This is a genomic window from Nodosilinea sp. FACHB-131 (genome assembly GCF_014695395.1).
Lineage (GTDB): Bacteria > Cyanobacteriota > Cyanobacteriia > Phormidesmidales > Phormidesmidaceae > Nodosilinea.
The window spans coordinates 21893-45497 of record NZ_JACJOF010000027.1; the positions used below are offsets into that span (position 1 = coordinate 21893).

Consider the following 23605-nt stretch of genomic DNA (forward strand, 5'->3'; position numbering starts at 1 on the left):
CGCTATGCACCCTGCGATCGCTCTTTTACCCAATTCCTCACAGCTCGCCGCAGTGCCAACCGGCCCGCCGATCGCTGCGATTCAATCAGCTGAGGCAGGGCTCGAATATTCAGCGTGGGAAACACTCGGCTTTGCTCTGACACCCCGTAGCGATCGCCTTCCAACAGGTAAATCGTTAGCACACCGCTGTCGTAGCACCAGATTTCCGGTACGCCCAGGCGGGCGTAGATGGGGAAGCGATCGAGGGACTTGCTGGTGAGATCGATTTCGAGAGCGAGATCGGGGGGCGGGTCGCGATCTAGATCAAACTCCAGCTTGCCGCGCACCAGTGCCTCGTTTTGAAAGTAAAAGCAGTTGTCGGGTTCGATGCCCGCCTGCTGGGCCTTGCGCCACCAGGTGGTGGAACCGTAGCACTCATAATCTTGCTCTAATACCTCGGCCATGTCCTCAATAGCCGTGCTAATCGTCTGCTTAAAATACTCGTGCTCTGGTAGGGGAGCCATAATTTCTAAAAACCCGTCGTCGTAGGCGATGCGGGTACTGCGGTGATTTCCCAGCTCGGCCAAGATGGCTTCAAACTCGGCCCAACTCACGTCGCGAAGCACCAGACTCTTGCCCAGAGGTACCTCAATTTGGCGTAGCTCAAGGGTGACCATGGGTACTTTCACCAAAGGAAAAGAACAGAATGCTCAGCATCGTTAGCATCCATTACGGCTAGCCTAACCCATGTCATCGGTGCTCAAAGAGTCTGGAGTATATCAAGCCTCCAGATGGTGCAGCGCGGACGCAGCTCACGACTCGGCTTTGGACACGACTGGATATAGCGGTTCTTGTCCATTCAAGCGCCAGAGGCTGATGCAGAGGGCGGTGGCGATCGCCAGCCACACCAGCGACGGCAAAATAATCCACCCCGCTAGGGGCACCACCTGAAAATAACTGATCGTGACCACAGCCACAGAGAGCAATGGCCCCACAATTACCATCGGCACCGCCGCCCCCAGACGGCCTTCCACCGTGAAAATCGTATTCCAGGTGTCGCCCAGACTGAGGTGCACCACATAGAGAATGAGGGGCAAGCACAGGAAGGTTTGCCCCATCGCCGACCACACCAGATAGGCCGAGACCACCCGCAGCACGGCAATACTCATCCACACGATGGGGAAGGCCAACGGCGGCGGTGCCCAGCCGGGACGCTGGAGCGACTGGTAGCGCCCACTATTGCGAGTATTGTCGAGCAGAGAGAAGAAGCGCGATCGCAGCGTCACAAAGGCAAAAAATGCGCAGGCGATCGCAGTTGTTGTCCAGGGCGCTAGAGCACCCAGGTTGAAGTATCCAAAGGCCACATCCATCGCCCACAGGAGCCCGGTCATCACTGCCACCTGAGCGATCGTCGCTCCTAGATAGGTCAGAGTGGCTTTCTTATCCCAACTAGGATTAGCCAAATTGGTCTGGATGGTGGTGTCGCGGGTGGCCTCGTTGACCCCCATCACCCGGTTGACGCCGCTTCTCACAATTTTTTTACTACTCATTTGCCTAAAAAGAGTGGTTTATGAAGATAGCTCTGCTCCCTGCTCCCACAAGGAGAGGGGTTTGGGGTGAGGGAAGCCGAGGATCGCAATACCCATCTCCCGATCCTAACCCCTACAGGCCATCGCTACCGATAGAGTAAAGGAGGTCTATGGGCAACGGGGGCAAGAACAATGGAAAACACAGCACAAAAGCGGGTAGTGGTAGTCGGCGCAGGCTGGGCCGGATTGGGATCCGCCTATCATCTGGCCCGCCAGGGCTATGCCGTGACTCTCCTAGAAGCTGGAGCCTACCCCGGTGGCCTAGTGGCGGGTTGGCAAACACCCCAGGGCCGCGCCGTCGAGGCAGGCATTCACGGATTTTGGTACCCCTATCGCAATATTTTTGCCCTCACCGACCATCTGGGCATTCAGCCCTTTACCGATTGGACGCGATCGGCCCAGTATTCGCCCCACGGCTTAGAGGTCGAGTCGCCGCTATTTCAAGAGCAGCCCTACTTGCCCACACCGCTGGGCACGTTTCTTTATACCGACTTTAAGCGCCTGCCGCTGACCGATCGCCTCTCAGCCCTGCCCCTGCTGCAAGCGCTGATCGATTTCGACAACTCTGATGAGGCCTGGCAAAAGTACGATCGCATCACCGCCCGCGAACTTTTCCGCCAGTACGGCGTGTCGGCCCGGCTCTACCATGAGTCGTTTGAGCCGATGCTGCTGGTGGGCCTGTTCGCCCCTGGAGAGCAGTGCTCGGCGGCGGCGGCCCTGGGCATGCTCTACTACTTCATCCTGGCTCACCAACCCGATTTTGACGTGCGCTGGTGCCGGGGCACGGTGGGGGCGCAGATCTTTCGGCCCTGGACAGAGGCGAGCGAGCGGGCCGGGGGCAAGATTCTCGCCAACCATCGGGTGTCGGATGTGACGGTGGAGAACAACCGGGTGACGGCGGTGGTCTGCGGCGATGAGGTGTTTGAGGCCGATGCGGTGGTGTTTGCCGTCGGCATCAGCGGGCTGAAGAAAATTGTGGAGCAGTCGGCGGGGTTGAGAGCGCGCCCTGAGTTCAACAACATTCGCAACCTGGGAGCGATCGACGTGCTGGCGGCGCGGCTGTGGCTCGATCGCAAAGTCGATATTCCCCTGCCCTCCAACGCCTGCTTTGGCTTTCACCCCACTACGGGATGGACGTTCTTTGACCTCAACGCCATCCACGACGAGTATCGCGACGAACCGGGCACGGTGGTCGAGGCCGACTACTACCACGCCAACCAGCTTCTAGCGCTGGATGACGACCAGGTGCTCAAGCAGGTGCAGCAAGATCTCGCGGGGTGCATTCCCGCCTTTGGCGAGGCTAAGATCATCGATCACAGCGTCGTGCGCATTCCTCAAGGGGTGACGCACTTTGCCCCCGGCAGCTACCGCTACCTGTTGCCCACCACTACTAGCTTCGACAACCTGTTTATGGCGGGCGATTGGATTGTCACCCGCCACGGGTCGTGGTCGCAGGAGAAGGCCTACGTCACCGGGCTAGAGGCGGCGAACCGCGTGATTGCGACCTTGGGCCAGGGCCAACCCGCTAAGATTTTGCCCGTGATTCCCGATGAGCCGCATATTCAGACGCTGCGATCGGTCAATCGCTTCGTGCGGCAGGGGTTGCAGGGGTTGCCCCAGTTTTGGCTGCCCTAGCGCTTGGCGAGTATTGGGCACTACAGCATCTCAAGGCCTAAATACCATTGTCACAGCAGCTTTTGAATGACGCTTCTGGCACCGAATTAGACGAAAATGATGCAGCATCTTTAAAGAGCTTAGATGCACGCTGAATCGCGTTGATTCTGAAGGATTCTTACGTTTGCCACTGTTTTGACCGCAAGCTAGCGAATCGATCCAAATCAACCTACTACGCAGCTAAACCTTTGACCCTACGATGGTTATGCTGGCTTATGCTATCGAATCCTAAAGAAACAGGGGTTCGAAGCTGTCCTTTCATAGACAGATCGATCGCCTGCCACCACAGCAAACTCCAGCATTCTTTACAAAAATTGTTCTGAACTGTAGTAATTTGGCCGCATTTGCATCGGGAATGTACTGACTTAGCCATATCTATTTTCTCAGCATTGCATCAACTTGTTCTTCAATTTTTGCCATAGGCAGCCTTCATTCTGCAGGCCCTACAGGGGTAGTTACAGTCTCTCAAAGGGTAAGTTTGTCATCGCTTTCAACTACTCCTAGAGAACGGTATGAGACTAGAACGGTGTTTTGTGCCGCTGAGAGTTAACAGACAGCATGGTTGTCAGATGAGCATAAATTACCTAGCGATACGACTTTATTAGGAGAGTTACTGATAGTGAAGTGAGAGGTCATCCGAAATACCCATCAATAACCTACTCATAGCGGATGATTGAATCGTCACCCATCACGACCGTTGGCCACAGGAGAAGGCCTATGTGACGAGGTTAGAAGCGGCGAACCAAGTGATTGCGACCTTGGGGCAGGGGCAGCCCGCTAAGATTTTGCCCGTGATTCCCGATGGCCGCAGATTCAGGCGCTGCGATCGGTCAATCGCTCGGTGCGGCAGGGGTTGCAGGGGTTACCGAGCTTTTGGTTGCCGTAGTGTGTGGTGAGCACTGCCCTCCACACCTCCTACTGATAAATCAACGTGCTGCTGGTAACCGTTGTGAATATTGTTGTTTTCCCAAAAAGCAACTTTCGGTTGCTTTTGAAATGGAGCACATCGACGAGGTCGTGCTTTTTATTGTTTAGCTTGCCGACGGTTGAGTTTGACCAAAGTGCTGCGCATGGGAATCAGCAGGAGCAAACTTCCCAGGCTAAATAGAAGTAGGGACAACAGCAGCATGAAAGTACTGCTCCAAAAAGTTGGCCAGCCCTGGGAATAGGTAAAGGCCTCTAGCAGAATGTGGAGTTGCTGAAGACCAAAGGCGATCGCAATACCGCCCAGAAAAAAGCCAGGTAGCCCCAGCACTAGCCAACTGGTGATCACCGTCCACCAGGGAGCGTAGGAGGTTTTTAGGTTTCGACAGATTTCGCCCCTGGCTTCGATAGTGCCCATGGGGTCCATGGCGTTAGGAAGGTTGGGGTTTGGGAACGAGGGACCAGATCGAGCCGGAACATTGACCCCATATTCAATGGGTTTTTGATGGGGAAAGTATTGAGCAAAATCGTCTGCCTCAGGGTCGGGTTGCCGAGGAGTAAATTCAGACATAAATTCAGAGTTTGAGGGACATCTGAGGGATAACTTCACTTTATAAGTCAGCTATTCCGCAATCCATGGAGGGTGTGCTGCCTTCAGACTTCCTAAGCAATGCGCAAGCGCCACACATTCCTGAATGTTGGCCTACTGCCGCGATGAGATCGGAATGGGAACGAGTTGCCCTTCCCACTGCCGCCACTGGGAGTAGCGAAAAATCTTTTTGCGTCGCCGTCGCCGCTGCTTGGGTGGCCCAGTCAAGATGGCTAGACTGTAGGCCACCAGGTAAACCCCAGCCCAAATGCTGTAGGCGTGAACAGAGACACTCAAGGCAGGGCCATCGTAGTAGCGCATGAGCGTGGTAGACAGATCAACAAAGTAGATGCCAAAGATAGCCCAGCGGACGAGTGGAAAGTACTTTCTAGCTAAGGGATATCGCGCCGCGCCGGTAAACATAACCGGATGTTGCAGATACATTAATAAGAAGAACGCCATAGCGAACAGAATACCGATCGCTGCCAAAAGCGTATAGTTTTCTCCTAGAGAATCTAGTGTTATGCCAAGCGCTAACAAGATAGCCGCAGTAACATTGATCATCACTATCCCTTAAACAGTCGCTAGGTTGCTATAGAAAGTTCTCTGGGCGCTAGTGTTCCCTGAACGAGCCAGAGTCTTAGCGAGCTCTCCAATATTTGTAGATTTGCTGCAAAGTCTGCCGAGTTGCCGCGATCGCGGCAATCGGAGCTGTAGGCTTAAAGGTGGGCAGCCCCAGTCGTGGGCAAGGCCCCTAAGTGATTGTCAAGGAGGTGACCTATGCCTGAGTCGGTATTGTGCGGCAACCAACATTTTTTCCGGCAAGGCTAGGCGGCACCTAATATTTGGTCGACCGCATGAAGCCTTGCCCCACGTAGGCTTCATTTGAGGAAAAACCCTTGAACTTAACTGAATTAGGCGGGTGGAGCACCACCTGCGATCGCGCGTTTGCCCCTTGGGCAAAGGCTGGTTTTGAAGCGGGCCGAGTGGCACTGGAACATCGCGGTGCCTACCGGCTCTTAACCCCAGCAGGAGAACTGTCGGCAGAAATCGCTGGGCAGTTTCGTCACCAAACAGCAGACAGCCAATCTTTCCCGGCAGTGGGTGATTGGGTCGTTGTGCAGCGGCAGGATGAGAGCACCCACGCCGTCATTCATGCGGTGCTGCCGCGCCAGAGCGAGTTTGTGCGCAAGGCGGCGGGCGGCAAAACCGAGGGCCAGGTGGTGGCCGCCAATGTCGACACGGTGTTTTTGGTGACTGGTCTCGATGGCGACTTCAACCTGCGCCGCCTTGAGCGCTACCTGGTAGCGGCCTGGGAGAGCAGGGCAGTGCCCGTTGTGGTGCTGAATAAGGCCGATACCTGTGCCGACTTGGATGAGCTGGTGGATCAGGCTGCATCCGTTGCCATTGGCGTGCCGGTTCATGCCGTCAGCGCCGCCACGGGAGTAGGGCTAGAACAGCTTGAACCCTACCTGGAGCCAGGGCAAACCGTGGCGCTGATTGGCTCGTCGGGAGTGGGCAAGTCTACGCTGACAAACCACTTTCTTGGCGTTCCACACCAGGCGACCCAGACCGTACGCGAGGATGACAGTCGCGGACGGCACACCACCACCGGACGTCACCTGCTGCCGTTGCCCTCGGGAGCGCTGCTGATCGACACGCCGGGCATGCGCGAGCTACAGCTCTGGACCACTAGCGAGGGGCTAGAAGCCACCTTTGCCGATATCGAGGAACTGGCGGAAGACTGTCGGTTTCGCGACTGTCGGCACCAGGGGGAGCCGGGCTGTGCGGTGGAGGAGGCCGTCGCAGCGGGAGATCTGAGCGGCGATCGCCTGCACAGCTACCACAAACTCCAGCGCGAGCAGCAGTGGCTCGACCAGCGGCACGATGCCCGCGCTGCCCTCAACAGCAAACGGCGGTGGAAGACGATTCACAAGGCGATGCGAAACCATACAAAAGGGTAGGGATCGTCGACTAACCTGCTGGGCTCGGCTCTATGCCTAAGGGTGTGTGGCCGGATTAACAGCCTCAGTAGATCAAAAACAATCCCTCCTGACGACATCTAGCCCTCTCCCTAAATCCCTCTCCCAGTTTGGGAGAGGGACTTTGAAAGGTTTTCCGGCTCCCCTCTCCTCCCTGGGAGAGGGGCTGGGGGAGAGGGCTAGCAAGGATTTTGCGATCTACTGAGCCTGCAACATAGTTTGGCGCGGCATTGATTTTGTCGTCGGTGCCGCGGGGGTATAGCCTGATGAAGCGCACCGAGCGATCGCTGCTGTATCAGGCCATTTCTCTATGACCAACCAGAACTACATCATCGGGGTTGATATTGGCACCACCAGCACCAAGTCGGTGCTGTTTACCGAAGCGGGGCAGGTGGTGGGCAAGGCGCTGGTGACTTACCCCCTCTACACCCCCAACATAGCCACCGCTGAACAAGACCCCGAAGAAATCTTTGCCGCCGTGGTCAAAACCGTGCGGGGGCTAGTCGATACCTACGCCCTCGACCCAGCGCAGGTGTTGGGGCTGTGCTTTAGCTCGGCTATGCACAGTCTGATCTTGGTCGATGCCGACGACAAGCCTCTCACCCGCAGCATCACCTGGGCCGACAACCGCAGCGCTGGCTGGGAAAAGCGCATCAAGACCGAGATGAATGGCCACGCCGTCTATCGGCGCACAGGCATGCCCCTGCACCCGATGTCGCCCCTGGTCAAACTCACCTGGCTGCGCCACGAGCAGCCCGAATTGTTTCAGCAGGCGGCGCGGTTTATTTCGATTAAAGAATTCGTGTTTTACCGGCTGCTGGGTCGCTACGTGGTTGACCACTCCATTGCTACGGCTATGGGGCTGCTGAATTTAGAGACGCTGGATTGGGACACGGAGGCGTTGACGATCGCCGGGGTCAACCGCTCATCCTTATCCAAACTGGTGCCCACCACCGCCGTGCTCACTGGGCTGAAGCCTGTCATGGCTGGATCCATGGGCCTGCGGGTTGAGACTCCGCTGATCGCTGGGGCCAGCGATGGTGTGCTATCGAATTTGGGGGTGGGGGCAGTCACCCCAGGCCGAGTGGCCGTGACCGTAGGCACCAGCGGCGCGGTGCGGGCCGTGGTTGATCGCCCCATCACCGACCCCCAAGAGCGCCTATTTTGCTACCCCCTCATTGAGCACCGCTGGGTGATTGGCGGCGCGGTGAACAACGGCGGCATTGCCCTGCGCTGGGTGCGCGACCAGCTAGCCGATGCCGAGGTGGCCACCGCCAAACGCTTGGGTCAAGACGTCTATAGTCTGTTGATGACCATGGCAGGGGCCGTGTCCCCCGGTTCAGAGGGGCTGCTGTTTCACCCCTACCTGATGGGCGAGCGATCGCCCCTATGGAATGCCAACGCGCGGGCCTCGTTTTTTGGTCTCAGCGTCAAACACACTAAGTCGCACCTGGTGCGATCGGTGCTGGAGGGCATTGTCTATAACCTCTACCTGGTGCTCAAGGCGCTGGAAGATTTTGCTGGTCCCGCCACCCTGATTCAGGCGACGGGAGGCTTTGCCGAAGCAGCCCTGTGGCGGCAGATGATGGCCGATATCTTTAATCGCGAGGTGACCATTCCTGAGCACTACGAAAGCTCGTGCCTGGGGGCCGTCGTGCTGGGTCTCTATGCCCTGGGCCGAGTGTCTTCGCCAGATGCAGTGACGACGATGATTGGCGAAACCTACCGTCATCAACCGATCCCAGAGAATGTGACGGTTTACCAAAAGGTATTGCCGGTGTTTGAGCACCTAACCGGGGTGTTTGAGCGGGAGTATGATGCGATCGCCGCCCTGCAATCCGTGCTCAGCAACAACGCCTCACCCTAACCCCATGTAGGGTGGGCACCGCCCACCATTCCTCCTGATGGAGCCAGCACCCCTTCATACTGCAACAGATTTACACTTGCTCGGTGTCCAACCAAGCCATTGGTTCTAAAACATTTCCCTTAAACCCATGCGTACTCCCGAACAGTGCCAAAATATGGCCGACATTCGTGCTGAGATCGATCGGCTCGATCGCCAGGTGATTGCCCTCCTGGGCCAGCGCTTTGCCTACGTCAAAGCGGCGTCTAAATTCAAAACCAGCGAGACTGCGGTCAAAGCCCCCGATCGCTTTCAGGCCATGCTTCAGCAGCGCCGGGTGTGGGCCGAGGCAGAAGGGCTGAATGGTGATGCGATCGAAGCTCTCTACCGCGACCTGGTGAACCACTTCATCGCCGAAGAAATGAAGCACTGGCAACAGTCTCAGCCTGAGCAATCCTAAGCCAAACCCCTTCACCCTCACCCTTTCAGAGAATGCAAACCCTGATCCAGTCCGTTCTCGCGCTTCAAGTTGAGACGTACGACAACCCCTACGCTGGCTGGAACTTCAGCCAGCCCACGTCGATGCCCTGCTCGTCGACCCGCGAGTTAGTCGGGGCGTCTGGTTTGGCCTTCCGGCGGCCTAGGGCAAGGGCTACAGCCCACATTTCTCCTGCTGACGGGCGATCGCCCCCTGCAACTGCGGCGTCATGCCCAGTTCTGCCCCATCGTACAGCCGTTGAAACTCACGCTCAAAGTGAGCCGCCACCGTGGCGTTGCGAATCACTAGCAGGTTTTCGTCGTTAGTGGTGTTGGCGGCCTGACTCCAGTTCTGAGAGCCAATCAGCACGATGTTTTGGTCGAGCACCGCAAACTTGTGGTGCAGCTTATCGCTGGGAGGCAATGCCGGTACCCCTACGGTGGTAATAGGATTTGCCCAGGGTACGCTGTTGTCGCGCTTGCAGTTGTGGTCAGGAATGGTGATCCCCAGCATGTCGAGCCCTTCGCTATAGCTGCGGTAGGCAAAGCCAGGGTCAATTAGAGTTTTAATGGGCACTCCTCGATTGGCTACCGACAACAGCTGATCGCTAATCGCCTGCTCAGAAAAGACAAATAGGGCCAGGTGAACGCTCTGGGTTGCTTGGCCCAGGGTTTTGGCAATCAGCCCGTTAACGCTCTGGGCCCAGGGCTGAGTTTTTGAGGTGGGCGAAAACTGCACCTCTAATCCCGAGCCGGGAATCGAGACTAGGGCCGAGCTTCGGTGAGGTTTTTGTAGCCCAAACAGGCTGTTGGGCTGCCCACCTGGGCCATCGCCCCAGAGGTAGCTAAATTCTTGCTGAAACCGCTGGGCTAGGGGCTGACTGTCAATTACGAGAATGCTGTTAGCGTTTCCTCGACTATCTGGATCCGAAAAGCCTCCGTGGGTGCAGCTCAAGGTCCAGTTGGCGGAGCCGGTAACGACGGTGCGACCGTCAATCACCATGAATTTGTGGTGCATCAGGCCGCTGCCCTTGCTGCCGTCGGCCGTGTCGTCAATTAGGGGAATGTTGGCCTGGGCAAGAATGGTGAGCACGTCGCGATCGCTCAACTCCCCATCACTCAGCACCCCGTCCTGGTCAGCGTCGATGAAGGCAGACAGATCGCTAATCTTGTCCTGGGAATGCTCGTCTAGCTCGGCAAAGGCAGCCCCATTGCGCTTGGCTACCGGCGTGCTGTAGGTATTCTCGACAACGACCCTCACCTCTACCCCTGCGGCCTTGCGATCGGCCAGCGCGTGGGCGATCCCCGGCAGCGAGAACTCATGGACAGCTACATCAATGGAGGTTTGAGCGGTAGCGATCGCATCCACAACCACCTGCTCTAAATCATCGCCGTGGCGGGTGATCTGGCGGTAAGGGTCAGTATAGGTCGCCGCCTGGTTGTGATTAAAATAAGCCTGAATATAGGTGTCCTGCGGCAGAGGAGCGAGGGTGGGAAGCGTAGCCTCGCTGCGAAACTGGCTACTGACTCCCACAAACAGCAGAAGCCCAATCCCAAACCCGATCCCCCAACGCACCCAGGGAGATTTTGGTAGTAGATGCACAAGCTTTAAAGCAAATAATTCTGCTTTTAGAAAGCCCAAGGCGAAGAGTTGGCTAACGAGGAAGCTAGAGAAAGGGTTTAAGGTTTAAGGTGTCAGGTTCAAGGTCGTTGCCTCAACTTTGAACCCCAACTTCGATAACCTCTACCCATGTCCTACGACGCTCTGTTTACGAAAATCTCGGACTTAGTCATGTGCCACTCGCCCAGCGGTGTGGAGGACGAAATCAATCAACATTTGATGACCGACTTGGCTGGCTTAGGGGTAGAGCACTGGCGCGATGAGGCCGACAACGTCATTGCCAAAATTCCCGGGCGTGACGACAGCCGGGCCATTGCGATCACCGCCCACAAAGACGAAATCGGCACCCTGGTCAAAAGCATCTACGCCGACGGGCGGGTGTCGGTGCGCAAGCTGGGCGGCTCGTTCCCCTGGGTCTACGGCGAGGGCGTGATGGATTTGCTCGGGGATCAGCACACTATCAGCGGCGTTCTGAGCTTTGGCTCGCGCCACGTTTCCCACGAGTCACCCCAGAAGGCTCAGCAAGAGAACCAGCCAATCACCTGGGAGACCGCCTGGGTCGAGACTAAGCGATCGCCCGAAGAACTCGCTGCCGCTGGCATTCGCCCCGGCACCAGGGTGGTGGTGGGCAAACACCGCAAACGACCCTTTCGCCTAGGCGACTACATCGCCAGCTACACCCTTGACAACAAAGCCTCCCTAGCGATTTTGCTGATGCTGGCCGAGCGTCTGAAGCAACCGCCCGTAACCGTGTATCTGGTCGCGTCTGCTAAGGAAGAAGTGGGGGCGGTTGGCGCTCTATATTTCTCCCAACGCCACCAATTAGGGGCCCTAATTGCCCTAGAAATTTGCCCTCTAGCGGCAGAATATCCCATTCAGCCGGGAGAGGTGCCGGTGGTACTGAGTCAAGATAGCTACGGTCTCTACGACGAAGGGCTGAACGCAGAACTGTGTCGGGCCGCAACCGCCCACGACCTACCGATTCAAATGGCAGTGATCAGTGGTTTTGGCAGCGATGGCTCGATCGCCATGAAGTTTGGCCATGTGTCGCGGGCTGCCTGCCTCAGCTTCCCAACCCACAACACCCACGGCTATGAGATCGCGCATTTAGGAGCGATCGCCCACTGCGCCGACATTCTAGAGCACTACTGTAACGACCTGTGACAGCCACCCGGTTAGCGATGAACCTTTTCTAAAATGAAATCAGCCCGCTCACCCATCAAACCAGTATTGAACTAACCCCCATGGCCAAAACCGTCGCGGATGTAATGACCCCAAACCCGATCTCGGTAGACCCCGACACCGTGCTGAAGGATGCCATTCAGCTGATGGCCGACAACCACGTGGGCGGGCTGCCTGTGATCAATGCAGACGAACATTTAGTGGGCATTTTGTCGGAGTCCGATCTGATGTGGCAAACCACTGGGGTCGACATGCCCGCCTACATCATGCTGCTCGACAGCGTCATCTATCTAAAAAACCCCACCCAATACAACCAGGAACTCCACAAAGCCTTGGGCCAACTGGTCAAAGACGTTATGACCGATCACGTCGTCACCATCGCCCCCGACAAATCTCTCCGCGAAGCTGCTCACCTCATGCACGACAAGCAAGTGCGTCGTCTCCCCGTGGTGAACTCCGACAAGCAGGTGGTCGGCATTCTCACCCGCGGCGACATTGTGCGGGAGATGGCGAATAGCTACGCGTAGAAAGATGAGGCGGTGGGGAAGATGAGGATGTGAGGGAGAGTTCTTAGTTTTGAATGTTGAATTTTGAGTTCTTCCGACAGCACTTCAACTCGAAACTGAAAATTCAAAACTCTCCTACTTCCCTACTCTTCCACCCACCCACTTCAGCACTCCCCCTATCGCCGATCCCCAAAATGGCCGATAGTAGAGGGAGCAGATTTGTATTTATCTCTACAAAAATGGCTATTACCCCAAACTCGGTTCGAGAACTGCTCCACTCCGACGACTACGGGGATCGGCTGCGGGCGGTCAACCAAATGCGCGAATTGGACTCCTCCGATGCCTTTGAGCTAGTGCAACTAGCGGCTAACGACGGCAATGCTCGAGTGCGCTATGCCGCTATTAGCCAGATTGCCAGTTTGGGGCAGCAAGACATAGCCACCGTAGAGCCCTTGCTGCGGCGATCGCTGACCGAAGACCCTGATCCCGACGTGCAAGCGGCGGCAGCCGACACCATTGGTGGGCTCAAGCTCAAAAGTGCCTATCCTGAACTAGCTACGCTTTACCACAGCACCGACGAGTGGCTAGTGAAATTTAGCATAGTCGCGGCCCTGGGTGAGCTGGGTGAGCCCCAGGCCTTCGACCTTCTGCAAGAGGCCCTCAGCTCAGACAACGAGCTGATTGCCACTGCGGCCATCGGTGCTCTGGGCGAACTGGGCGATCGCCGTGCCCTACCCCTGCTACTCAACTACACCACTCATCCTGACTGGCAGGTGCGCCATCGCTTAGTACAGGCTCTGGCTCAGTTTTCTGAGCCCGATGCTACATCGGCGCTGCAACAGCTCACCACCGATACATCTGACATTGTCGCTAGTGCGGCCCAACAGCACCTAGGCCTCTAAAAAACGGCTTTTGCCAGAATAAACTCACGCTTTCAAGTCACTTGATTTGACGCAACCTCTCTGGCAGGTTACGTTTCTATGCCGCGGCGATCGCGTTTGGCATGGATAGAGTTGTGTGTGCCTCGGCCCAGGCAAGCAGGCTCAAATAGGCAGCTCATCGGCATTCTATGCAGGTAAACAGGTGCTGAAATAGCGGTTTGCCCCTAAAAATGCTTTCCGTTGACGAAGCCCTGGCAAAGTTTGCTATAGTGAAATAGTGGCTGTAGTGCTCTACCTAAAACAATTTCACTTTCACAAGCTCCTAAACCAACTACTGTTTTGGTTTAGAGATTTTGAGAAAGTATTGTTAGAGGGTTTGCACAAGTGCCAGCTTTGGGCAAGCCACAAAAAATATAAATATTTTATCGGTTGTTACACATTCGTTTTTATTGATTAATCTCTGAACTCCGAGTCAGAGTCTTCAACCAATATTCAACTCAAGACATTGGAGATGGCCTGAGTGATAGCAACTTCTCCATCTGCACAGCAGAAAAAGTGGGACACCCTGAGTTTTGTCTCTACTCTATATTTGCAGCCAGTTCTAGAACTCTTGCTAAGAGATGTTCCTGCAGCCTGGCAGGCCGAAGTACGCTTAGGCTTGCAAGAAGCCCTTGTCAACGCGGCTAAGCACGGCAATCGCCTTGATCCGGCTAAGTGCATTTCGGTTAAATATACTACATCAGCGTCTCATCTATGGTGGGTGATCACTGACCAGGGAGGTGGGTTTAGCCATCCCTGTAGCTGCGATGAAGCCGTTGATGACAACTGCACCTCTAACCCTGGAGAATGCGGTCGCGGGCTCTATATTCTCTACCAAATCTTTGATCAGGTAACCTGGTACAACGAGGGCCGAGAGCTGCACTTGGGTAAAGTGGTGCGGCAGCCTCGTCGGCTACCGCTCATTCGCTAACTAATTTCGCTAAGCAGCAGTGTTGTGAAAAGCCGATTTGGCTTTGTCAGCTAGGTTGGGGGTGCTAGTCGCCATGCTCGGCTACACGAGTTTTGCGATCGCCGTGGGTAGGGCAGGGGGGCGCTTGCAGACTACGGTTCAACCAGCCGGCCGCCTGCTCAACCCGCACCAGAGCTTCCTCAGAATTTTGCTTGAGCAAAAACACTAGCGCCGCCGCTAGCTGTTCGCCGGCCCGCACTCGGCGATCGCGGCTGAGTCGGTGCCAGTCGGCGGGCTTAACGGCTAGGCGCTCCGCCAGGATTTGAGCCAACTCCAGGTCGGTTAGCTCGGCAGCCGGTTTAGCAGCCCGGGCGATCGCCTGGGGCGTCATTGACGGATCAAACGAAAAAGCCATAGTTACTGAAACCAGTTGGGGTTAACTAGAAGATGTACCCTGCCTCAGCAGTCCTGCTAGGTAGACACCTCTATTTCTCTATTCTGCACAATGAAACCAGGCTACCGACAAAAGCGATATCACAGTCAGCGCGGCACCCTAGGCAGCAGTGCCGACGAAGCGCCCCGCTCTCTTACGGAACTTATGCATCAGCTAGAGGGGCTAGAAGCACGCCTACACCAGCTTAAGGTCGGGGTCTCAAATTTGCTACAGCTTCAGCAGATTCAAGCAGACGGGGCACAGGAGGATGCCCAGCACTCGGCCCAGGAAGTGATGAATTTGCAGGAAGCCGCCGATAGCTTTGAGATGGAGCTGGCCAGTCAAGTTGTGTCGTGGCAGCATCTGCAAGAACCGTTTTGGCAGGCGGTGCGGTTTGGCGGACTGGGGCTTTTGCTGGGCTGGGTTTTAGCCTGGTTTGTCTACGCCCGCTAGACTCAAAAAAAAGTAGGCAGAACTTTTTTAAGTTGCCCAAAAGTAATTCCCCTTCCATGCTAGGATTATAAATCGTGGATGAAGCGGGTCGGTGCCCGAGTGGTTAATGGGGGCGGACTGTAAATCCGCTGGCTACGCCTACGCTGGTTCAAATCCAGCCCGGCCCATCCACGACAACTTGCCCTTATAGCTCAGTGGTAGAGCACTCCCTTGGTAAGGGAGAGGTCACGAGTTCAAATCTCGTTAAGGGCTTCCCAAGATTTTGCCTGGATCAGAGCAGTTTTGCTCTGCAAACTGCCGTCACGAGTTTGGGTCGCCAGTCTTTAATGATTGGATCCCGTTCAACTACCCTCATTTTATTAGGGCAATCATTTACCAGAATAGATGGTTTAGCCAGTGGCGCAGGGGCTGCGGCCCTTGGGGCTCTTGGTAATGGGACGGCAAGAGGGCTTGAAAGGCTTGTTCGAGCTCGGCTAGAGCGGCATCAATGGCAACGCGCTTGGGTCGGGTTTGGTGGGGCACATGCACAGCCGGGCCAAATCGCAGGGTAATTTGTTTGCGAAAGTAGAGAATTTTGGTGCCGATAATCGCCACCGGATAGATCGGTACCCCCGAGCGCATGGCGTAGAGCACGGTGCCGCGCCGCAGAGCATGCATGTGCCCCTCCCGTTCTCCCAAGCGACCTTCGGGAAAGAGCATGACGCCGTCGCCACGGGCCAGTAAAGCCTGCACGGCCTGATCGATTTGCCGCATTTGCTGAATTGAACTGCCGTTGGGCACGTGTTCGCGAATGGCAGCGGCCAGGGGCTTGAGATCATCCTGCCCGTTGTCGGCGGCGGCCATTACAGCCATTTCTTCCTTCCACCAGCGCTCTAAGGGAATCACGCCCCCGGCCCAGCCGATTAGCCAGCGCTTCCAGCGTTTGTTGTAAAGGGTACGGGCATCGCCCAGGATGTAGTAGTAGGGGGTGGGGGGACAAAAGGCCAGCAGCAGGAACGGGTCTAAATGGCTGAGGTGATTGGCGGTCAGCACATTGGGCTCGGTCGGAATATGCTCTGGGTTCTCGATGCGCACCCGAAAGCAGGCTTTGATAAAGCGGCGCATAACCCAGCGGCGAATGCCACCGCTGACGCGCCAATCGGCGGTGCCCTGGGCGATCGCACTCAGCTCGGCCAGGTCGATCGCAATGCACTGGCGCACCGCTGGGTTTTGTGACGTGGCTACCCCCTCCCGCACCCGGACGATGGCCTCTGGTGTCAGGGCAACGGTTAGCTCAGCAGGTTGTAGGGTGTCGGTCATAGTAGCGGTTCAGGTGCATCCTGGCAAAACGTCAGGACAGGATTGCCATGAGTATGGAATGTCGCCGCAGAGGATGGCTAAAGTTCCGATAATTCTTCAAATTTTCCTCAGCGGCCATGGCAGGCTTTGTACTTTTGGCCGCTGCCGCACCAGCAGGGAGCGCTGCGCTTGGGCTCCACCGGAGGCAGAGCATCCCCATCTAGATAAAACCAGCGCTGTTTTTGCCGCACAAAGCGCGATCGCTCATGCACCTGACCAGGTCGAGGGTCTGCGTAGTAGGCAATAAACTCGACAACACCTTTGCTGTCAGCCGCCTGTCCAGCCTCAGTGGCGATCACCCGCAGTCCCAGCCAGGTGGTAGTCGCCACACTCTGCCCAATGGCGGCCCGCTGGCCTCCATACCGCTGGGTCGGGTGGTGGGTAGCAATCAGATAGTCGATATCGCCCTGGTGATAAGCCGTATAGCGCGATCGCATCAGCGCCTCCGCCGTCGGTGCCCCTACCTCACCCCTTAGATAAGGTTGACAGCACCCCCCAAAGCTCTCCCCACTCCCGCAAGGACACCCATCCGTAGCCCCTACCATCATGCGCTAACCCACCCACCCATCCACCCATCTACCCACCCACTCTCCCACATCCCCTACCCCCGCGGCCGCGCCGGCAAAACCAGCGTATCTGTAACAGCCGCCCGCTTGGGCAGGGGCTGATAGCCATTGGCATCGAGTCGCTTGATGCGGTCAAAGAAGGCTTCGTAGAACCGCTCCAGGCAGTCACAGAACCAGGCCTGGTAATCGGGCCAGCGATCGCGATCGTCCAAATTCACCTCGGCTAAGGTGCTGGCCACCATGCAGGCCTGATCGCCGGTGCCGTCCCAGATTAGGGGCAGGCCCATTTCGTCGGCGATGGCCTCGCGCTCCTCGGCCAGCAGGTGAAAGTGGGGCTGGGCGTCAATTCCTGAAAGCAGCAGCTCGGTGTAGAGGCTGCCATGGTCGCGATCGAGAATGGCGTTGAGGCGAAACCCAGCTCGAGCGATGGCGAAGCCCATGGTGGCCTCGGGGGTGGGCGAACCGGGCTTAACCAAACTGCCCTGGCGATCCATGCGATCGCACAATCCGCTCCAAAACTCTAAATTCTGCTGCTGTAGAGGCGTCAGCGGCTCCGGTTCTGGCTCCTTGGGGGGAACGTCCTCAATGTCCTCAGCTTCTGAATCCGCCTCACTATCATCTACCGCTCCGCACACTGGTATAAAGTTGGCGGCCATAGCGGTCTTACCAATCCGCCAAAGCTCCACGGTCAGTCCTAAAAACATGACCTCACTGCTTTGGTCAAGCCAGTCCAAGGTTAGCGCCGCCGCCGCAGAAAAATCGGGGCCGACCCAGATCACCATGGCAGCATTCTCGGCAGCAGCCCAGCCTAGTAGCTGGCCCAGAGCGGGTAAGCCAGGCTCCTCCAAATGAGCTGCCACCAGAACCAGCGCCCCGGTGTCGGTCTCGGTCAGCAGGGCATAGCCCTGCTCAGGAGGGGGACCACTCTCTGGCAAGTCTAAGCTCAGCCCAGCCGCTTCACCCAACAGGTCTAGGGTTTCTGCTTCAGTGAGCCACTGCTGAAAATCGGCCTGGGTCTGCCAATAGTCGGTAGGGTCGAGTTTTTCCAGTCGTCCCAGCTTGGGTTTGGCAGCTCGCTTAGGCACAGGTGATTCGCTCTGGCAAAGGGCAATTGTTGATCCTATTATGGCGCGCCATCGACCCACAACGATGCCCTATCCTGACAGCGTTTCACCTGAGTTGCAGCCAAATATGAACTCAATTAATAGCTGACTAGCGCCGCCTGCCACAGGGTGTAGCCTCGGGAACTCAGGTGTAGCCCATCGGTGGTCAGGTCTACCCGCAGTAGCCCCTGGCGATCGCTGAAAGTAGTGTACAGATCCACGTAGGTAGCCCCCTGGTGAACCGCCAGGGCTGCCAAGCGTTGGTTGACGCGCTGGATGCGATCGCTCGACACCTCCTGCAGCCGTGTCGGCAGAATGGAATACACCACCAACCGCGACTGGGGATGCTGCTGCTGTAGACGAGTCATCATTCGATAGAGATTATCGACCACCTCAGTCTCAGGCACTCCGGCTTTGAGATCGTTAATGCCTGCCATCAGGTGAATGGTTTGGGGTTGGGTGTCGGCAAAATAGTGCAGCCGCCCCAGCATGTGGGTCGTAGTCTCCCCCGAAATGCTTTGGTTCAGCCACAGTTGGTCAGTGGGCAGCTCGTCTACCGGCAGCCACAGCGCCAGCGAATCGCCCACCATCACGGTTAGTGGAGCCTGCCTCTGGCGGCGGGCCATAGCTGCCGCCTCCGCCGCTAGCAGCGACTGCCAGTCGCTGTGGGTCGGGGAGACAAATGCCCGCTGCCATCGGGTTATATAGCGGTATGGAGCGACCTGGGCATAGAGTTCTCCGGCCTGGAGGGCAGCGGTGCGAAACTGGTACAGCTGCGCACCGGTAACGGGGCGAGCGCTAGGGTCCACCTGGGGAAGGGTAGGACGGCGGCCAGGGGTCATCACCTGCTCGGGACTGGGCCAGCGAGCGGCAGCAGCACTCATTGACCGCGGCTGCACAGGGGCTGCCGTCGCTACACCGCCCCCGTTCATGGGGCAGGCCTCAACATTGTTAGGGCTGGCAGCAGGGGAACACAGGTTTGGGCTAGGCAAGGAGGGTAAAACTGCATTTGCGACATCGCTCCTGTGGAGAGGTGCCTTTTCCTCCCTTTCTAAGGGGAGCGCCCCGCCGCCTAACGCTAACTGGGCCGCTAATAACCAAATATCCATACCTACGTGCCTCAACATCCCAATTCGTTTTCCAGGTCAGCCCGTCGCCTATCAGGATGAAATGGCAGCATTCTCTGGCTACCTACGCAGCAAGGCCAACGGGCAAACCGAAATTCGCTGCGATCGCAGCCCCAGACAGCTGTACTTACCCCTTGACAGAGCTGGAACTGCCTCGTAATAATGAAAGACTGTGTTTATGCGCTCGGATCAGGTTCCTAAGGCTAACGCCTCCCGCAGCGGAGCCCCAGTCCTAGGGTCGTTGGCACCTGTACGGCGGTTATGAGGTAAAAGAATGACGTACGCAATTGTTGAAACCAGTGGAAAGCAGCTGCGGGTAGAGCCGGGTCGCTTCTATGACGTAGACCGCCTAGCCCTAGATATAGATGACCAAGTCACCCTAGAACGGGTGCTGTTTATCAACAACGACGGCGAATCTGTGGTAGGTCAGCCCGTAGTTGAAGGGGCAACCGTAGTGGGCAGCGTAGTCAGCCATCTGCGAGGCCGCAAGGTGATCGTCTATAAGATGCAGCCTAAGAAGAAAACCCGCAAAAAGCAGGGCCACCGCCAAGATCTGACCCGAGTCATGATTAACTCCATTGAGCTGAACGGTAAGGCGATCGCCGGCGAATCTGCCGCCGCTCCTGCCCAGGCGACGGTTGAGGCCGAAGCCGAGAGCTAAGCCTCTCCCACTCACGCTAAATTAAACAGTAGGTAGGTTGAAGGAATACACCCATGGCTCACAAGAAAGGTACAGGTAGTACTCGTAACGGGCGCGACTCAAATTCTAAGCGCCTCGGCGTTAAGCGCTACGGCGGCGAAGCCGTAATCGCTGGCAACATTTTGATTCGTCAGCGGGGTACCAAAATTCACCCTGGCAACAACGTGGGTCGCGGTGGTGACGACACGCTGTTCGCTCTGGTAGACGGTGTTGTTACCTTCGAGCGTCGCGGCAAGAACGGCAAGAAAGTCAGCGTTTATCCTGCTGCTGTAGCTGCCGTATAGCTCTGAGATGATTCAAGACTAGGGAACTGCTGATTCAGCTTAGATAGTTTCCCAAACAAAAAGCTCCTCACTAGAGGAGCTTTTTTGTTGGAGGGATCGTAGAGAAACGGATTTCTTTTAGCTCAATCCGTTCGGGCAGCAGCAGCCCGACGTTTAGCTAATCTAAATAGCCCATCAAAATAGAAGGATGGGGATCCACATCGTCATTGTTGGCAATGGGGCGATCGCCGGGCAGCGTGTGAATATCGGCAATATGCAGAGTGCTCACTGCCACTGGGCGGTGACCCGGCAGAGTGTCAGTAGTGGAAATCTCAAAGGTGTTGGCACCAATGGGGCGAACTCCGGCGCGATCGAGAGTGCCAACGATCTCAAAGGTGTCTAGGGCAATGGGACGGTGGTTGGGCAGAGTGTCGGTTTCGAAAACCCGAGTGTTGTCGGCTAGCACCAGGACATCGCTGTTCTCAGGGCTAGTTTTGACAATGCCGCCGCTGGCAGCAGCAGCACGCTTAGTGCGGCCCCGAGTGGCGCGGGCTGGTTCTTTTTCGGGGGTATCGGCACTACCGTTGCTAGAGTCGTTGGTCGTGGTCATAGGGGTAAGAAGTCCTTATTGCTGCAAACAGCTGCCCATGGGGCAAAATGCTGATTTTGACTATGAGATGTGATTAAAATTTAGAGCCTGCCTCGGCGCACGCTGCCAGTGGGCAACCCCCGCCAGAAACAGAACCGTTAAGCAAATATTATACTTTGATGACTACACCATCGAGTTTACGAAAGATTATTGGCGGCATAAGGGATTTCTAATCAAGGCTGTACGGGGTCCAAGCTAGAGCAGGAATCGTTGGTTTTCTGCCCCAGGGAGACGTTGAGAGCAGAATATTTGTGGTGCGATCGCACTCACAGGGCCGCTCAGCAGCTATTCCATCCCCCTAACGCCATTTAGGGAACAGGGAAAATACCGATCATCCAAATCAATGATCTATAATGATTGAGTAAGCAATATCGTGGGGCTGTAACGGTTTCGACGTTTTGACGAAAGTCACGCTGTGATACAGGCCGAGAGTGAGTCTACTCTCGTAAATCAAGGCTCAAAACAAACGTAAATGCGAACAACATCGTTCCTTTTGCTCGTAAAGCTGCACCTGTTGCCGCTTAACCTAAACCTAGTTTAGTTCTAACTTAGTTAGCGAGCGTTCATAGTTTGACTCCGTTAAGAGCTATGAACAAACCCCAACGGATGCTTCAATGATTCTCCTCTGGTGGATTCATTGACTAAGACTTAGCCAGAGAATCCCGCCGTCCGGGATAAGTGGCGGTTCCGGCCCTGAGGATTAGACGGGCTAAGCCTGTGAATGAGTGGTGTGTTAATACTTAAAGCGGACACGGGTTCGACTCCCGTCAGCTCCATCTTCAAATTCTGTGTTCGATTATTAATTATCTTTCCATCTGAGAGACCCAATGTTGGGTCTCTTTTTTCATCTGCCTATACTGAGGAAGCAGTCCCGGCTGACTGCTGTGTTGCCCTTGAAACAAGACCTTGAGCGAATGCTAGCCAGCTTCGTCACTATTGATCATCCTATTTAGAACAATGCGGTTTCCCATCCTGCCCTATCTTCACCAACCAGTTTTTTGTCGCAACTACAAAACCGTACTTAATCCCTGGCGGTTTTGGTATTTGCACCAAGTGCGCTACCTAGAACGCTGCTGGCTGCGGGAGTATCGGCCTGAGCGACACCCAAGCCCCTAACCCTAAATTCTATTTAGATTTCCTCAGTTGCTAGATATAGCCTGTAGCGCGGTTCAGTCAAGAGAACTAGGCTATTGCAGCGGTCAATCCAGTTGGACACTTTGGCAGGCGAAATCTTCTGGTAGGGGCATTGCACTGCAGTGCCCCTACGTCGAACCGGTTTTGGCCCGATGGACGTTTGCCGTAGGCGATCGCACCTCCAAAGCGCGTTTCTGTAGCTAGGGTTGGCGCTTGGTACCAATCCAATGAGTTCACGGGTCAGATCCTTTAGCTGCCCGTTGCTGCCATGCCCTTGGAACGGCTAGAGCGTTTGGAGGGGCGCAAATACCGTGAGCGCGTCGGGCAGGCACTCAAACAGCATTGGGTTGGCCTCTAAAATCTCACCGTCGATCACCAGTTTTTGCGGCGGGTCGGTGGTTACCTTAATGCGGCGAGCCCGTAGGCAGGTAATGTCGTCCCGTTGGGTTGGGTTACCCCAGGCCGCCGCCGCGACTAGAGACGCCAGGGCATTGATGCCCTGGAGCCGAGTCGTGCTGGTGGCAATCGTAATCTCTAGCAGGCCGTCGTCAGGGATCACCTCCCCTAACCCTTGGGCTAGTACAGAGGTGGGTGGGGCTACGTTGGCGACAGTAATGGCGGTTGTAACCACCGTCGTCACTTCGCCATCAATTTCAAGAGTGGCGGTAAAGGGTTCAGCGGCGGCCAGTTGTCGCACCCCCGAAAGTACGTAGGCCAAGTTACCCAGCTCGTTTTTGAGCTGGCGACTTGCCCCATCGACCATACCGGCCTCAAAGCCCAACCCAGCCAGCAAGATCATAGGAATATCGTTGCAGCGGGCGGCATCAATTATGTGGGTGTTGCCCGCCAAAATCGTCTCGCAGGCAGCGCGCAGGTTGGTGGGGATACCCAAGCCCACCGAAAACGCGTTGGCGGTGCCCCGTGGAATCACACCCAGGGGAATACCTGTCCCGATTGTGGCTCCGGCGACTGCCGACACCGTGCCATCACCACCGGAGGCAATAATCAGGCTGCGGCCCATGTCGTGCTCAGTTTTGGAGCGAATGTGGGCGATCACCTCCTGGGCCTGCTCCGCCGGATCAATCTCAGGCTTAGTCATGATTACGTTGACCAAGATCTGAGGCTCGAGCACCTCTTTAATTAGGGCAAGATCGGTATTGGGGTTGCCTTGACCGGCAACCGGGTTAAAGATCAGGTAGGCAATCTGGCTTTCGGCAATGCCCCGCAGCAGCAGTGTGGCCGACATGGCGTTGAGGGCAGCGGGAATGCCCTGGAGCTGGCAAGCTCGCAGCACCAGCGAAAAACTGGGAAAGGCGAAGGCAAGCGCCTCCGGGTCAGTGAAGAAAATTACCCCTGCCACCTCCCCGGCAAGAATGTGGGCAGCCAGCTCAATATCGCCCCCCTGGTTAGATTCTTTGAGGGCAACTAGCTCTATTTTTTGTAGATCCCAACCCTGCTCAATGCCTCGGGCCATTTCTGCCGGGGCCATAATTTGAAAGTGGGTCAACACCCCCTCATGCTTTGAGAGCCAATCCAGGACGGCGGTAGCCTGAGTGGGATGGGCCAGAATCGCGAGAGTGCTGGGCATAGATGATTCTCAGTAGTCTAATCATGCTAACACCCGCTTTAGCCGGTGAGAAAAG

24 protein-coding genes, 2 tRNA genes and 1 other RNA gene are annotated in these 23605 nt (G+C 56.3%); 15 read left to right on the forward strand and 12 right to left on the reverse strand.

Annotated features, from left to right (window positions below; translation table 11 throughout):
• Window positions 1-2: 2 nt before the first annotated feature.
• Window positions 3-656 carry a Uma2 family endonuclease gene (locus H6F75_RS16475; RefSeq protein WP_190753558.1) on the reverse strand — a complete coding sequence of 218 codons (654 nt, stop codon included), beginning with the start codon at window positions 654-656 and terminating at the stop codon, window positions 3-5.
• A 135-nt stretch (window positions 657-791) separates the two neighbouring features.
• The gene (locus tag H6F75_RS16480) at window positions 792-1529 is read right to left on the reverse strand and encodes a tryptophan-rich sensory protein (RefSeq protein ID WP_190753559.1); all 738 of its coding nucleotides are present in this window, start codon (window positions 1527-1529) and stop codon (window positions 792-794) included.
• A gap of 171 nt (window positions 1530-1700) precedes the next feature.
• Here H6F75_RS16480 and H6F75_RS16485 point away from each other — a divergent pair, with 171 nt between their 5' ends.
• Together H6F75_RS16485 and H6F75_RS16490 are read left to right on the forward strand one after the other, a co-directional pair.
• Window positions 1701-3203 (forward strand): FAD-dependent oxidoreductase, encoded by a 1503-nt coding sequence (locus H6F75_RS16485; RefSeq protein WP_190753560.1) that lies wholly within the window; start codon window positions 1701-1703, stop codon window positions 3201-3203.
• An 840-nt stretch (window positions 3204-4043) separates the two neighbouring features.
• Window positions 4044-4277 carry a hypothetical protein gene (locus H6F75_RS16490; RefSeq protein ID WP_190753561.1) on the forward strand — a complete coding sequence of 78 codons (234 nt, stop codon included), beginning with the start codon at window positions 4044-4046 and terminating at the stop codon, window positions 4275-4277.
• Here the strand turns inward: H6F75_RS16490 and H6F75_RS16495 are convergent.
• Window positions 4267-4737: a hypothetical protein gene (locus tag H6F75_RS16495; protein WP_190753562.1), complete on the reverse strand. Its 471-nt coding sequence runs from the start codon at window positions 4735-4737 to the stop codon at window positions 4267-4269. The genes H6F75_RS16490 and H6F75_RS16495 overlap by 11 nt on opposite strands.
• A gap of 132 nt (window positions 4738-4869) precedes the next feature.
• Complete coding sequence (locus H6F75_RS16500; RefSeq protein ID WP_190753563.1) at window positions 4870-5217, reverse strand: hypothetical protein; 348 nt, start codon at window positions 5215-5217, stop codon at window positions 4870-4872.
• Between the two features lie 437 nt (window positions 5218-5654).
• Between H6F75_RS16500 and rsgA the strand changes: the two genes are divergently transcribed.
• From rsgA to H6F75_RS16515, 3 genes are all read left to right on the forward strand, one after another.
• Window positions 5655-6719: a ribosome small subunit-dependent GTPase A gene (rsgA, locus tag H6F75_RS16505; protein WP_190753564.1), complete on the forward strand. Its 1065-nt coding sequence runs from the start codon at window positions 5655-5657 to the stop codon at window positions 6717-6719.
• Window positions 6720-7047: 328 nt separating this feature from the next.
• Window positions 7048-8604: a gluconokinase gene (gene gntK, locus H6F75_RS16510; RefSeq protein ID WP_190753565.1), complete on the forward strand. Its 1557-nt coding sequence runs from the start codon at window positions 7048-7050 to the stop codon at window positions 8602-8604.
• A 127-nt stretch (window positions 8605-8731) separates the two neighbouring features.
• Window positions 8732-9040, forward strand: a complete 309-nt coding sequence (locus H6F75_RS16515) for an isochorismate lyase (protein WP_190753566.1) — start codon at window positions 8732-8734, stop codon at window positions 9038-9040.
• A 192-nt stretch (window positions 9041-9232) separates the two neighbouring features.
• On the opposite strand, the gene H6F75_RS16520 is transcribed toward H6F75_RS16515, so the two are convergent.
• Window positions 9233-10591 carry a phospholipase D-like domain-containing protein gene (locus H6F75_RS16520; protein WP_347710665.1) on the reverse strand — a complete coding sequence of 453 codons (1359 nt, stop codon included), beginning with the start codon at window positions 10589-10591 and terminating at the stop codon, window positions 9233-9235.
• A 216-nt stretch (window positions 10592-10807) separates the two neighbouring features.
• On the opposite strand from H6F75_RS16520, the gene H6F75_RS16525 reads away from it, so the two are divergent.
• The 4 genes from H6F75_RS16525 (at window position 10808) to H6F75_RS16540 (ending at window position 14217) form a co-directional block, all read left to right on the forward strand.
• Complete coding sequence (locus H6F75_RS16525) at window positions 10808-11842, forward strand: M42 family peptidase (protein ID WP_190753567.1); 1035 nt, start codon at window positions 10808-10810, stop codon at window positions 11840-11842.
• Window positions 11843-11922: 80 nt separating this feature from the next.
• On the forward strand, window positions 11923-12387 hold the full coding sequence (locus H6F75_RS16530) for a CBS domain-containing protein (RefSeq protein ID WP_190753568.1): 465 nt from the start codon (window positions 11923-11925) through the stop codon (window positions 12385-12387).
• Between the two features lie 218 nt (window positions 12388-12605).
• Window positions 12606-13268 (forward strand): phycobilisome degradation protein NblB, encoded by a 663-nt coding sequence (nblB, locus tag H6F75_RS16535; RefSeq protein ID WP_190753569.1) that lies wholly within the window; start codon window positions 12606-12608, stop codon window positions 13266-13268.
• A gap of 499 nt (window positions 13269-13767) precedes the next feature.
• Complete coding sequence (locus H6F75_RS16540) at window positions 13768-14217, forward strand: ATP-binding protein (RefSeq protein ID WP_190753570.1); 450 nt, start codon at window positions 13768-13770, stop codon at window positions 14215-14217.
• A 64-nt stretch (window positions 14218-14281) separates the two neighbouring features.
• Here the strand turns inward: H6F75_RS16540 and H6F75_RS16545 are convergent, their stop codons facing one another.
• Window positions 14282-14587, reverse strand: a complete 306-nt coding sequence (locus tag H6F75_RS16545; RefSeq protein ID WP_190754154.1) for a DUF6439 family protein — start codon at window positions 14585-14587, stop codon at window positions 14282-14284.
• A gap of 114 nt (window positions 14588-14701) precedes the next feature.
• On the opposite strand from H6F75_RS16545, the gene H6F75_RS16550 reads away from it, so the two are divergent.
• From H6F75_RS16550 to H6F75_RS16560, 3 genes are all read left to right on the forward strand, one after another.
• Window positions 14702-15082: a DUF2203 domain-containing protein gene (locus H6F75_RS16550; RefSeq protein WP_190753571.1), complete on the forward strand. Its 381-nt coding sequence runs from the start codon at window positions 14702-14704 to the stop codon at window positions 15080-15082.
• An 85-nt stretch (window positions 15083-15167) separates the two neighbouring features.
• Window positions 15168-15249, forward strand: a tRNA-Tyr gene (locus H6F75_RS16555).
• A 13-nt stretch (window positions 15250-15262) separates the two neighbouring features.
• Window positions 15263-15334: transfer RNA gene (locus tag H6F75_RS16560), tRNA-Thr, on the forward strand.
• A gap of 120 nt (window positions 15335-15454) precedes the next feature.
• On the opposite strand, the gene H6F75_RS16565 is transcribed toward H6F75_RS16560, so the two are convergent.
• From H6F75_RS16565 to H6F75_RS16580, 4 genes are all read right to left on the reverse strand, one after another.
• On the reverse strand, window positions 15455-16381 hold the full coding sequence (locus H6F75_RS16565) for a lysophospholipid acyltransferase family protein (protein WP_190753572.1): 927 nt from the start codon (window positions 16379-16381) through the stop codon (window positions 15455-15457).
• A gap of 107 nt (window positions 16382-16488) precedes the next feature.
• Window positions 16489-16968: a YchJ family protein gene (locus H6F75_RS16570; RefSeq protein ID WP_190753573.1), complete on the reverse strand. Its 480-nt coding sequence runs from the start codon at window positions 16966-16968 to the stop codon at window positions 16489-16491.
• A 53-nt stretch (window positions 16969-17021) separates the two neighbouring features.
• Window positions 17022-18071: a DUF4268 domain-containing protein gene (locus tag H6F75_RS29035; RefSeq protein WP_190753574.1), complete on the reverse strand. Its 1050-nt coding sequence runs from the start codon at window positions 18069-18071 to the stop codon at window positions 17022-17024.
• A 116-nt stretch (window positions 18072-18187) separates the two neighbouring features.
• Window positions 18188-19021 carry a GDSL-type esterase/lipase family protein gene (locus H6F75_RS16580; protein ID WP_190753575.1) on the reverse strand — a complete coding sequence of 278 codons (834 nt, stop codon included), beginning with the start codon at window positions 19019-19021 and terminating at the stop codon, window positions 18188-18190.
• 469 nt (window positions 19022-19490) lie between these two features.
• Here H6F75_RS16580 and rplU point away from each other — a divergent pair, with 469 nt between their 5' ends.
• Together rplU and rpmA are read left to right on the forward strand one after the other, a co-directional pair.
• Entirely contained in the window at window positions 19491-19877 is a 387-nt protein-coding gene (rplU, locus tag H6F75_RS16585) for a 50S ribosomal protein L21 (protein WP_190753576.1), read from the forward strand.
• A gap of 53 nt (window positions 19878-19930) precedes the next feature.
• A complete protein-coding gene (rpmA, locus tag H6F75_RS16590; RefSeq protein WP_190753577.1) occupies window positions 19931-20200 on the forward strand; it encodes a 50S ribosomal protein L27 in 270 nt (89 codons plus the stop codon).
• 157 nt (window positions 20201-20357) lie between these two features.
• Here rpmA and H6F75_RS16595 read toward each other — a convergent pair whose 3' ends face one another.
• Window positions 20358-20789 carry a hypothetical protein gene (locus H6F75_RS16595; RefSeq protein ID WP_190753578.1) on the reverse strand — a complete coding sequence of 144 codons (432 nt, stop codon included), beginning with the start codon at window positions 20787-20789 and terminating at the stop codon, window positions 20358-20360.
• A gap of 414 nt (window positions 20790-21203) precedes the next feature.
• Here H6F75_RS16595 and ssrA point away from each other — a divergent pair.
• Window positions 21204-21607: a transfer-messenger RNA gene (ssrA, locus tag H6F75_RS16600) on the forward strand.
• A gap of 638 nt (window positions 21608-22245) precedes the next feature.
• Here ssrA and H6F75_RS16605 read toward each other — a convergent pair.
• Window positions 22246-23550 (reverse strand): YegS/Rv2252/BmrU family lipid kinase, encoded by a 1305-nt coding sequence (locus tag H6F75_RS16605; RefSeq protein WP_190753579.1) that lies wholly within the window; start codon window positions 23548-23550, stop codon window positions 22246-22248.
• Between the last annotated feature and the right edge of the window lie 55 nt (window positions 23551-23605).